This window comes from Vibrio sp. 2-1-2a (assembly GCF_032648565.1).
Classification (GTDB): domain Bacteria; phylum Pseudomonadota; class Gammaproteobacteria; order Enterobacterales; family Vibrionaceae; genus Vibrio; species Vibrio diabolicus.
This window is the reverse complement of record NZ_WBOH01000007.1, coordinates 142229-153938: the sequence shown is the minus strand read 5'-3', so window position 1 is coordinate 153938 and position 11710 is coordinate 142229. Positions and strand designations below refer to the sequence as shown.

The 11710-nt window shown below is 42.4% G+C and carries 8 protein-coding genes and 3 pseudogenes; all 11 read right to left on the bottom strand.

The window, feature by feature from the left end; genetic code table 11:
• Window positions 1–648, bottom strand: a 648-nt coding sequence (locus F7Y48_RS18890) for an immunity 49 family protein (RefSeq protein ID WP_316685251.1), incomplete at its 3' end; no start/stop codon positions are given.
• 55 nt (window positions 649–703) lie between these two features.
• A pseudogene (locus F7Y48_RS23625) lies at window positions 704–1116 on the bottom strand (hypothetical protein); the annotation flags it as partial.
• A gap of 28 nt (window positions 1117–1144) precedes the next feature.
• The gene (locus F7Y48_RS18885; RefSeq protein ID WP_256951845.1) at window positions 1145–2023 is read right to left on the bottom strand and encodes an immunity 49 family protein; all 879 of its coding nucleotides are present in this window, start codon (window positions 2021–2023) and stop codon (window positions 1145–1147) included.
• Window positions 2013–2336, bottom strand: coding sequence for a hypothetical protein (locus F7Y48_RS18880; protein WP_104969454.1), 324 nt, complete (start codon window positions 2334–2336; stop codon window positions 2013–2015). Before F7Y48_RS18880 ends, F7Y48_RS18885 begins: the two co-directional genes overlap by 11 nt.
• On the bottom strand, window positions 2337–2741 hold the full coding sequence (locus F7Y48_RS18875) for a hypothetical protein (RefSeq protein ID WP_316685250.1): 405 nt from the start codon (window positions 2739–2741) through the stop codon (window positions 2337–2339). It abuts the gene before it with no gap.
• 49 nt (window positions 2742–2790) lie between these two features.
• The gene (locus F7Y48_RS18870) at window positions 2791–3681 is read right to left on the bottom strand and encodes an immunity 49 family protein (protein ID WP_316685249.1); all 891 of its coding nucleotides are present in this window, start codon (window positions 3679–3681) and stop codon (window positions 2791–2793) included.
• Window position 3682: 1 nt separating this feature from the next.
• Window positions 3683–4277 (bottom strand): annotated as a pseudogene (locus tag F7Y48_RS23620) (type IV secretion protein Rhs); the annotation flags it as partial.
• A 179-nt stretch (window positions 4278–4456) separates the two neighbouring features.
• The gene (locus F7Y48_RS18860; RefSeq protein ID WP_031851770.1) at window positions 4457–5356 is read right to left on the bottom strand and encodes an immunity 49 family protein; all 900 of its coding nucleotides are present in this window, start codon (window positions 5354–5356) and stop codon (window positions 4457–4459) included.
• A pseudogene (locus F7Y48_RS18855) lies at window positions 5357–6314 on the bottom strand (type IV secretion protein Rhs); the annotation flags it as partial. It lies immediately after the preceding gene.
• A gap of 45 nt (window positions 6315–6359) precedes the next feature.
• A complete protein-coding gene (locus tag F7Y48_RS18850) occupies window positions 6360–7259 on the bottom strand; it encodes an immunity 49 family protein (RefSeq protein ID WP_104979179.1) in 900 nt (299 codons plus the stop codon).
• Window positions 7252–11640, bottom strand: coding sequence for an RHS repeat-associated core domain-containing protein (locus tag F7Y48_RS18845; RefSeq protein ID WP_316685248.1), 4389 nt, complete (start codon window positions 11638–11640; stop codon window positions 7252–7254). The genes F7Y48_RS18850 and F7Y48_RS18845 overlap by 8 nt, the downstream gene beginning before the upstream one ends.
• Window positions 11641–11710 lie beyond the last annotated feature (70 nt).

The following is an 11710-nucleotide window of genomic DNA, read 5'->3' as shown; positions in this document are numbered from 1 at the left end:
GATGTCAGTTGTCAGGGCAGCAAAAGTTTCCAAAATACCCATGGCGATTTCTAACGCCCAATCATCACCCTGAGCAACTGCCGCGTCCATCGCGGCCACCAGTTTATCAGGATAGTCCGATGTGCGATTATGAAACGACTGGATGACATCTACTAACATGTAAGACAGCTCACCCGCTTTAGTAGCGCTCTGTCTCATCAAAGAAATCGGAAAGTTCGCCAATGCGTCTAAACTTGGCCTGTCACGCACAATTGCCGATATAAAATACATATCAATCCATCTATTAGGATTTATGCACCCCGTTTTTAAAATACCTTCCCCGTCCCACTTTACTTCAGGATAGTCGAGAATCTTGATAGTTAATTCATCATTGGGATTCCTAGCAAGTCGATGATAACAAGCGCCCATTAGAGAAGTTTCGTAAAGACGTAATGTACAAATTTGTTCGTCTTCATGCGAGGTTTGAAACCAGGTATACCAGCGAACCTGGTCAATGGCGAAATCACCAAGACTGACCAGGTTTTCCCGCCGGATTTTAAGGCCTTCTTTTCTTTTATCTAATATTTTATTGATAAATTCTTTCTCAGAAGAAACCCCACTTTCACTCAACTCAGGGTTTGCTTTGCGTTCTACAACTTTACTTTGCATTTTAAATTAGTCCTTTAGAATTAATTTTAAACTCTGCCACTTTTAGTTTTACATCCTATGCATCCCCGTTCTCTGGAATGCATGCTTGAGTATGTATATCGAATAGGTACGCCGGATAAAGCTGCATCTTAGATTTGCTTGCTGTTATTTTTCAGTCCTTCTTTTTTCAGACATTAGGTTGGTGATTTCTGCAATGTATTCCGTTGTCCCTTACTGATATACCATATTTCCAATCTTACGGCTGCCCAGCGGGCCGCTATCCCCTTTGGCCTCAACAATTATAATTTCACCTGGTGGAGACTCTTCCACATCGTAAACCATATCAAACTCGCCCGGCTTCGAAATTGAGGTTCCAATATCTTTGGGATAAAGCAGCTTAGCATTAGGACGCTTACTCCGGACAAAGTCATCTGCGGCCAACTCACCAATTTCTGCAGATTGCCGATTAATCTTGGCGATTTGAACGTTATTATACTGAATTGCTAACTAAAGGGGTTTATCGAGTGATCTTCCCTGCTTTTACTTCTTCTAGCCAACGTCCTTCGACGAGATAGGGAGGAAGCCAACCAGTTTCAACTGATAAACGGTTGCCTTTGTCGTACCACATGCAAGCCATGCCAAGAAGAGGGAAGTTAATAAAAGTGCGGATGCCTGTCCTATCTGGTCCTAATTCTCGAAGATGATATTTTTCTTGGAATTGTAGGTTTTTGACTAGCACTTCCTCAAAGTCATAACCAATGTTAGTAGTGAGCGCTGCGAAGGTCTCTAGGATCCCCATCGCAATTTCCGACGCCCAGTTATCCCCTTGAGCTACCGCTGCGTCCATTGCTGCGACGAGTTTATCAGGATAATCCGATGTGCGATTGTGGAACGACTGAATGACGTCTACTAGCATATAAGACAGCTCACCCGCTTTGGTAGAGCTCTGTCTCATCAAAGAAATCGGAAAGTTCGCCAATACATCCATGCTGGGTTTATCACGCACAATCACCGAAGTAAAATAAGCATCTAGCCACATTGAAGGACAAATGAAGCCTGTTTTTAAAATACCTTCACCATCCCATGTTACTTCTGGACAATCGGGTAATTTTAAACGTTGAGGCTCATTTGGATTCAGCACTAACTGATGATAAAAAGATCTCATCACAGATGCTTCGTAGAGACAAAGAGTTCCGATTTGCTCATTTGGTATAGATTGAGGTAACCATGTATACCACCTTACTATCTCTTCATAGGAATCGACCATATCCACAAGGTTTTCTCTTCTAATCAAGAGTCTTCGTTTTCTTTTATCTAAATCATCGTTTATCTCTTCCACCAATTCTAATTCATGCTCCTGATTTAATTTAGGGTTAGCCTTTCGCTCAATTTGCATAATCACGTTGCAAGACCTCGCTTCCATTTTCCTTGGTTAATTGAGAACTCCTTGACTCGCACTTTAGCAACCTTTTTGTTGATTGGAGTTTGCACATGTAAATATCTGATCGGGATACCATCGTACATTGCCTTTTTAATTTGATTTCCTGCTCGTCTTTCCTTCGTCCCCATTGCATTAACTTTGTTATTGCTGCCGCATACTCAGTTTTCCCTTGTTGATATGCTTCGTTTCCTATTTTTCTGCTACCTAACTGACTTCCACCACCCTTAGCCTCAACAATGATAGTTTCACCTGGTGGTGGCTCTTCCACCTAGTAAACCATATCAAAATCGCCCGGCTTCGAAATTGAGGTTCCAATATCTTTGGGACGAAGCAGCTTAGCATTAGGACGTTTACTCCGAACAAAGTCATCCGCGACCAACTCACCAATTTTTGCAGACTGCTGGTTAATATTACCAATTCGAGCGTTATATCCCTCTTCGCCATATCGGGCGTCCAATGCCTCTGGACGCTCTTTCAAGCATTCATCAATTTTTGCTTTGTTTCTTTCTGTTAGCTCATCATCACTCGTATTGAGTTCAGACTTTTTTATACTATGCCAGCATTGGCTACCCCAAACCTGTTGGGTCAATCCACTGGATATGGTGGACTGCATATTGGTAATGCCACCAATGATGGAGCGTTCAACAAACAACAAGCTCCCCACCTCAAACATAAAAGCCACCCCATAAGAGATGGCTTATATATTGATTTGCTAAAGGAGTTTATCGAGTGTTCTTCCCTGCTTTTACATCTTCTAGCCAACGCCCCTCGACGAGATAAGGAGGAAGCCAACCGGTTTTAATAGATAAACGGTTGCCTTTGTCGTACCACATACAGGCCATGCCAAGAAGAGGGAAAGATATGAAAGTTTCTATAGAAATCAAGTCCTCTGGTTTATCAAGCCTCATTTGGTATTGCTCTTGGAACTGTAGGTTCTTAACTAATACCTCTTCAAAGTCATAACCGATGTCAGTTGTCAGGGCAGCAAAAGTTTCCAAAATACCCATGGCGATTTCTAACGCCCAATCATCACCCTGAGCAACTGCCGCGTCCATCGCGGCCACCAGTTTATCAGGATAGTCCGATGTGCGATTATGAAACGACTGGATGACATCTACTAACATGTAAGACAGCTCACCCGCTTTAGTAGCGCTCTGTCTCATCAAAGAAATCGGAAAGTTCGCCAATGCGTCTAAACTTGGCCTGTCACGCACAATTGCCGATATAAAATACATATCAATCCATCTATTAGGATTTATGCACCCCGTTTTTAAAATACCTTCCCCGTCCCACTTTACTTCAGGATAGTCGAGAATCTTGATAGTTAATTCATCATTGGGATTCCTAGCAAGTCGATGATAACAAGCGCCCATTAGAGAAGTTTCGTAAAGACGTAATGTACAAATTTGTTCGTCTTCATGCGAGGTTTGAAACCAGGTATACCAGCGAACCTGGTCAATGGCGAAATCACCAAGACTGACCAGGTTTTCCCGCCGGATTTTAAGGCCTTCTTTTCTTTTATCTAATATTTTATTGATAAATTCTTTCTCAGAAGAAACCCCACTTTGACTCAACTCAGGGGTTGCTTTGCGTTCTACAACTTTACTTTGCATTTTAAATTAGCCCTTTAGAATTAATTTTAAACTCTGCCACTTTTAGTTTTACATCCGATGCATCCCCGTTCTCTTGAATGCTTGCTTGAGTATGTATATATCGAATAGGTATGCCGGATAAAGCTGCATCTTGGATTTGTCTTGCTGTTATTTTTCAGTCGTCCCTTCCTTTTTTCAGACATTAGGTTGGTGATTTCTGCAGTGTATTCCGTTGTCCCTTGCTGATATGCCATATTTCCAATTTTTCTGCTACCCAGCGGGCTGCTACCCCCTTTAGCCTCAACAATGATAATTTCACCTGGTGGTGGCTCTTCCACCTCGTAGACCATATCAAAGTCGCCCGGCTTCGAAATTGAGGTTCCAATATCTTTGGGATGAAGCAGCTTAGCATTAGGACGTTTACTCCGGACAAAGTCATCCGCGGCCAACTCACCTATCTTTGCAGACTGTTGGTTAATATTACCAATTTGAGCGTTTTATCCCTCTTCGCCATATCGAGCGTCCATTGCCTCTTGACGCTCTTTCAAGCATTCATCAATTTTTGCTTTGTTTTTTTCTGTTAGCTCATAATCACTCGTATTGAGTTCAGAGTTTTTTATACTATGCCAGCATTGGCAGCCCCAAACCTGTTGGGTCAATCCACTGGATATGGTGGATTGCATATTGGTAATGCCACCAATGATGGAGCGTTCAACAAACAACAAGCTCCCCACCTCAAACATATAAGCCACCTCATGAGAGGTGGCTTATATACTGAATGGCTAACTAAAGGAGTTTATCGAGTGATCTTCCCTGCTTTTACATCTTCTAGCCAACGCCCCTCGACGAGATAAGGAGGAAGCCAACCGGTTTCAATAGATAAACGGTTGCCTTTGTCGTACCACATACAGGCCATGCCAAGAAGAGGGAAGTTAATAAAAGTTCGGATGCCTATCCTGTCGGGTCCTAATTCTCGAAGATGATATTTCTCTTGAAACTGTAGGTTTTTAACGAGCACTTCCTCAAAATCATAACCAATATTAGTAGTGAGCGCTGCGAAGGTTTCTAGGATCCCCATCGCAATTTCCAACGCCCAGTTATCTCCTTGAGCTACCGCTGCGTCCATTGCTGCAACCAGCTTATCAGGATAGTCCGATGTGCGGTTGTGGAACGACTGAATGACGTCTACTAGCATATAAGACAGCTCACCCGCTTTGGTAGAGCTCTGTCTCATCAAAGAAATCGGAAAGTTCGCCAATATGTCCATACTAGGTTTATCACGCACAATCACCGAAGTAAAATAAGCATCCAACCATCGATTAGGGTGTAAACATCCAGTTTTCAAAATACCTTCGCCTTTCCATGTCACTTCTGGATAATCAGGTAATTTAACGCTTTGAGGTTCGCTTGGTTTAATGGCAAGTTGATGGTAAAAAGCACGCATCAATGACGCCTCATAAAGGCAAAGTGTTCCGATTTGTTCAGTTTCTATTGAAGATGGAAAGCAAGTATACCACCTCACTTGTTCTGAAACGTCGTCGCTAAGAGCGACTAAGTTCTCTCTACGGATTGCTATTAGCTCTTTGCGCTCATCTAAATCTTCATTGATATACATTTGGTATTCAGCGACATCATTTGGTGTCAATTGAGGTTCCGCCTTTCTCTCTATGCTAACTTTCTTTTTATTATCAGACATCTAATCAAATCCTAACTCTACGTTAAATTCTTTTACATTAACTGAAGAAACCTCTCCAGCATCAGAAATAGCTGCTGTGGTGTGAATATATCTAACAGGAATTTTTTTTCTCAATGCTTTATTTATACTTCTGGCCGCTTTCCATTCGGTTGTATCTTTGTCCTTTTGAGCCATTAAATCAGTAATTGCAGTTGCATATTCAGTTGTCCCTTGCTGATATGCCATATTTCCGAGCTTACGGCTACCCAGCGGGCTGCTCCCCCCTTTGGCCTCAACAATGATAATTTCACCTGGTGGTGGCTCCTCCACCTCATAAACCATGTCAAAGTCGCCCGGCTTCGAGATTGAGGTTCCAATATCTTTAGGATGAAGCAACTTAGCATTAGGACGTTTACTTCGAACAAAGTCATCCGCAGCCAACTCACCGATTTTTGCAGATTGCTGATTAATCTTGGCGATTTGCGCGTTATATCCTTCTTCGTCAGTTCGAGCCTCCATAGCCTCTTGACGCTCTTTCAAATATTCATCAATTTTTGCTTTGTTTTTTTCTGTTAGCTCATAATCACTCATATTGAGTTCTGAGTTTTCTTTATACTCTGCTTTATTCAGCACAAGATCTTCAGTGAAGATCGTGCAACCTTTCTCCCCACCAACTTTCTCAGAGTCAAAAACATGCGCATTGACAAACTCCTCAATCCCAACAACATACTGCACTTCGTGTCTGGTGCCATCTGAATGATTAATATGACGATAAAAAGTAATCTCGTTTCTCTCGCAATCGATATGGTCTAAATCGTATTCATATCGGATATGATTTTTAGCTTTTGGGGAACGTTATTTGCGCCTGATACTCTGCCAGCATTTGCTGTAAGCATTTTAACCCTTCTTCACAGAGGAAACCTGTTGGGTCAATCCACTAGGTGGGGTTGATTGAATATCGGTAAACATATAAGCCACCTCGTGAAAGGTGGCTTATATACTGAATTTCTAACTAAATGATAATTTATCGAGTGATCTTCCCTGCTTTTACTTCTTCTAGCCAACGCCCCTCGACGAGATAAGGAGGAAGCCAACCGGTTTCAATAGATAAACGGTTGCCTTTGTCGTACCACATACAAGCCATGCCAAGCAGAGGGAAGTTAATAAAAGTTCGGATGCCTATCCTATCTGGTCCTAATTCTCTAAGATGATATTTCTCTTGAAACTGTAGGTTTTTAACGAGCACTTCCTCAAAATCATAACCAATGTCAGTAGTGAGCGCTGCGAAGGTTTCTAGGAGCCCCATCGCAATTTCCAACGCCCAGTTATCCCCTTGAGCTACCGCTGCGTCCATTGCTGCAACCAGCTTATCAGGGTAATCCGATGTGCGGTTGTGGAATGACTGAATTACATCCACTAACATGTAAGAAAGCTCACCTGCCTTAGTGGCGCTTTGCTTCATTAGAGAAATCGGAAAGTTCGCCAACAGGTCCATACTGGGTTTGTCACGCACAATCACCGAAGTGAAATAAGCATCAAGCCATCGGTTAGGGTGTAAACACCCCGTTTTTAAAATACCTTCACCTTTCCAGATTACTTCCGGGTATCCAGGTAATTGAATACTTTGAGGCTCGTCAGGTCTCATGGCGAGCTGATGATAAAAGGCACGCATTAATGATGCTTCATATAGACATAGTGTGCCGATTCTCTCATCATCATCTAATGGAGGTAACCATGTATACAAACGGAGTTGATAAGAAATACCATCGCTCAAGTAAACCAAGTTTTCTCGTTTTATAGATATGCGCCTTTTCCTTTTGTCTAAGCTCTCTTTTATCTCTTCTCGATAAGCTTCTCTTTCAAAATCACTTAGTTCAACATGAGCTACTCGTTCAACCTTTTTTACCTTTGAGTTATCAACCATTTCTGAACTCTCCTATATCTATATCAAACTCTTTTGCTATGAACTTGGAAACCTTACCACTAGAAGATATTTCTGCTTGCGTATGTACATAACGTATTGGTATACCATCTTGAATAGCAGAGTTAATGCTATTAGCAACTGCCTTTTCTGTAGTCCCATATTTCTTACTGTCCATCAAAGATACTATTTCTGTCGCATATTCAGTGGTCCCTTGCTGATATGCCATATTTCCGATCTTACGGCTACCCAGCGAACTGCTGCCACCTTTAGCCTCAACAATTATAATTTCACCAGGTGGTGGCTCTTCCACCTTGTAAACCATATCAAAGTCGCCCGGCTTCGAAATTGAAGTTCCAATATCTTTGGGATGAATTAGCTTAGCATTAGGACATTTACTCCGAACAAAATCATCCGCCGCCAATTCACCAATTTTTGCCGATTGTTTATTGATTTTACCTATTTGCGCGTTATATCCATCTTGACCAGTCCGAGCGTCCATTGCCTTTTGACGTTCCACTAAACACTCTTCAATCTTCTCTTTACACTCTTCAGAGAGTTTGTATTTATCATTATCGTTGAATTTTGAGTTCTCTTTGTAATCCGCTTCATTAAGCACTAGCTCCTCGGTTAAGATAGTACAACTTTCATCTCCACCGACTTTCTCTGAGTCAAAAACATGCGCATTGACAAACTCCTCAATCCCAACAACATACTGCACTTCGTGCCTGCTGCCATCTGAATGATTAATATGACGATAAAAAGTAATCTCGTTTCTTTCGCAATCAATATGGTCTAAATCGTATTCATATCGAATATGATTTTTACCATTGGGTTTTCGGATTTTGACTTGAGAGCGAACGCCATCTTCTCCGACAGATGACTCTTTTGCTGCCTCTAAAATCTGATCGCAAACCTCTTGGGGAACGTTGTTTTGCGCCTGATACTCAGCCAGCATTTGTTGCAAGCGTTTTAGCCCTTCTTCACACAAGAAGCCTGTTGGGTCAATCCACTGGATAGGATTGACTGCATATTGGTAATGATTAATGCCACCAGCAATAGATATCGGATCTTGTTGGATAAAACGTCCTAGCTTAGGGTCGTAATACCGAGCGAGGTTGTAATGTAAGTTGGTTTCTCGATCGAAGTACTGCCCTTGAAAACGCAATGGATTTGCTACATTTTCAATATGTACATGAGCAAAACCGTGAGCATCGTAACTTGCACTCCATACAACATTCCCTTCGCAATCGATTAGTCGCTCTGGTTTACCAACTTGATCGCACTGGTACCAATAAATAACGTCATTTTCTAGCAGTGCCACTGGCGTGTAGGTTTCAGGTTGATATAGGTACCAGCGGAAAGCACCTGAAGAGCGTTCACCAATTAAACGTTCACCTTCCCACAGGAACTCCGTAACGCCTTGTTGTGTAATTTTCTTCGTTCTGCGCCCTAATGCATCATATTCATATTGACTGATGCCATCGTCGGTGTGAACTTCAATGAGCTGATTTAACGCATCAAATACGCGAGTCTGAACGTGTCCTTGCCCCTCACGTTTTGTCTGATTTCCTTGCGCGTCATATTTGAACCGGACATCATCGTGCACTTCAATACGATCAGCGAATACCTCTGAAGATGGCAAAGTAGGATTGCCAAAACTATCGTATTCAAACTTAGTCACTTCTCCGGAAGCATTGACTCGTTTCAGTTGCCCTAAGGTATCGTACTGATAGTGCGTTGCTCCTGCCGTATTATCAATGATTGATGAAATGCGGTTTTGTGCGTTGTAAACGTACTTTTTCTCTCTATCTGGCCAATGTTGTTCAACCAAACGACCAACACCATCATAAATGATGCGCTCATTAAAATGTGCCGTTTTAATTTGGGAAACTCGTCCCATTTCATCGTAATGAAATTTGATTTGAGGTAAATCTAGGTTTCCAAACCGAATCGCTGAAAAACGCCCATATCGATCATAGGAGAAGTTCAGCTCCGTATTATCCGGCAGTACCTGAGATACGCGTTGGCCAACTATGTTAAACTCCTGCGCTATCTCAAACTGACCTTGAATGCGCTTTGTTAAATGCCCGAATGAAGAGTATTGGTATTGCAATGTGTGATGGCGATTGGATCCGAAAGTAAGTCGCCCACCAAGCGTATAATTGAAGTGGTTCTCTACAATACTGCTACCATTTCCTGCTTTGACGTGCTTGAGATAACCCGCAGCGTCATAGCGATACAGCACCGTCCTATCGGCGACTTGCTTACGATGGATCCGCCCCATATGATCATAATCAAATTGGCTTTGTAGATTATCAAACCCGACAGTTCCTGACAGCTGGCCTTCATCGTCATACAGGAATTCGAACTCTAAGCCGTCACTCCGAACTAATTTAGTCAGGTTACGTTGTTGATCGTATTCGTAAGAAATATGGCTGCCATCGGGAAAGATGACTGCTTCTTGTTGCGCGAGTGCTCCCCACTGATAAGAGGTAATGCCTGCCGGCGTTCGAATCTGAGCAACACGGCTGTGCTCATCGTAAGAATATTCTTCGCTATAACCGACTTTGTCTTCGTCGTTAAAATAACGAACTGATGTACGCCTGCCAAATTGATCATAAGCGAGTTGAGCAATACACCCATCGGGATAAGCGACGCCATTCACTAGATCTTCTTCGTTGTAGCTGTAACGAAGTAATGTACCGTCTATTTCATTCGCGATAAGTCTTTGTTGTTCATCCCACCACCACTGACTTTTATTACCATCTTCAGACTCTTTTTTGACGACTTGACCGTGTTTATCGTAATCATATTCCGTGACACAGCCAAACTGATCGGTATCCCAAACTCTTTGACCGAGGCTATTGTAGTAAGCCTTCTCGATATCCCCATCAGGTGAAACCGTTTTAACTAACTTACCTAAGCCGTCATAACCATATTGAATTTCTTTTCCAGAGGAATGAAACTTAGAGACTAATTGACCATGCTGATTATATTGATAATTGACCGTTGACTGATCAGGATAGATAGCTTGTGCTTTTCGTCCTAGTTCATCATATTGCCATCGCCAAGTTTTACCTGTGGGGCTTATTTTCTCGAGTAAGTTACCCTGCTCATCATGCAAGAAAGACCATTGATGATCTAAAGAGTCAGAATAAGAAGAGTGATTTCCTTGATAATGGAAGCGATAGTCATAAATTCCTGCGTCCCCAACGTTTCTGATGCATTTCGCTTTTGCACCTTCGCCATCCCATTCAAAATAATGAGTAAAGCCAGTTGGTCGTACACGCTTAACAATTAAATGGCCGCGGTATTGATACTGTTCCTTTAAGCCCAAATGATTAGTTGCACTGACCAAATCATCGTGCTCATCATAGGTATAAGTTGTCAGAACTTTTTGGGACTTTGCATTAAGCAGTTCAACAAGGCGTCCTTGCTTATCATATTGACATTCAAGAACCGGACGCTTGTTATATGCGATCTCGATCAATCGATGGTTTCGAGAATACTGCAATTGAAACGTTGAAAACGTGCCATTTCTAACTTGTTTAACAAGCCAGCGATCATCTTTTTGCTCAAACCGATATTGATGCCCATTCGCGAGCGTCACGATCCGAGTTGCTGAATTTAGGAAATAACAGCTCGCACCAGCGTATATCTGGTAACTTGTTGCTCCAATATCTACTGGCTCAAATTCTGTGATATCTGCCTTATCGTCAACAAACTCCCAAGCGATAACGTTGTCTTTCTCGTCCGTCTTCTCGTGCAATTCAAACTGAAATGCATGTCGCCAACCAAAGCCCATTCCATGATTTACATCCGACTGCGATGAGCGGTAAGTACGCTGCCAAGTAGTACCTTGTTGTAGCTCGATATCATAGAGTTCGAGAATTTCTTCACCCGTCACAAGTGATACAGGATCACCGGCTTTCTCATGTTTTTCGCTGCTTTGTTGCTGAGGCTTGGCGGATGCGGAACTTCTGCCACTCTTTTTATTCGACTTCCCCTTTCCCTTCGATGGTTTTGCATTGACCGTATTTTGAGTCGGTGGAGGCGTAACCGCTGACGAGAGTGCGTAGTTTTCTCCGGTCGGTACAATTCGAGCGACATGCAAGTCACCGTTCACCAAAGCATTGGCAAACGTTGAATTATAGTGTTGGGAAGTAAGCTCACCGTCAGGTATGTTTGGCTTGAATTGACCAATCGAATAGAACAAGTCTTCGACAGAGCGAAGGTCAAGCTCACCAAAGCTCTCAAGAAACTCTATTGCCTCTTGTTTGGTCACGAATGTTTTAGGTTCGCCGCTAGTAAGTAACTGACCAGAGAAGTGATAGCTTTCGCCAAAGCGATTCGTGATAGGAATGACGAATTGAGGGATCATAGCCGTAACGTGTTTGTCCTTTTCTTTCCTTGCCGCATCATTTAATGCTCGTTTCGCTCTTTTTATTTGT

Excerpts from the sequence above, each read along its gene's own strand:
- F7Y48_RS18845 (WP_316685248.1), bottom strand. The coding sequence starts at position 11,640 with ATGATCCCTCAATTCGTCATTCCTATCACGAATCGCTTTGGCGAAAGC.
- F7Y48_RS18860 (WP_031851770.1), bottom strand. The coding sequence starts at position 5,356 with ATGTCTGATAATAAAAAGAAAGTTAGCATAGAGAGAAAGGCGGAACCT.
- F7Y48_RS18850 (WP_104979179.1), bottom strand. The coding sequence starts at position 7,259 with ATGGTTGATAACTCAAAGGTAAAAAAGGTTGAACGAGTAGCTCATGTT.
- F7Y48_RS18870 (WP_316685249.1), bottom strand. The coding sequence starts at position 3,681 with ATGCAAAGTAAAGTTGTAGAACGCAAAGCAACCCCTGAGTTGAGTCAA.
- F7Y48_RS18885 (WP_256951845.1), bottom strand. The coding sequence starts at position 2,023 with ATGCAAATTGAGCGAAAGGCTAACCCTAAATTAAATCAGGAGCATGAA.
- F7Y48_RS18875 (WP_316685250.1), bottom strand. The coding sequence starts at position 2,741 with ATGTTTGAGGTGGGGAGCTTGTTGTTTGTTGAACGCTCCATCATTGGT.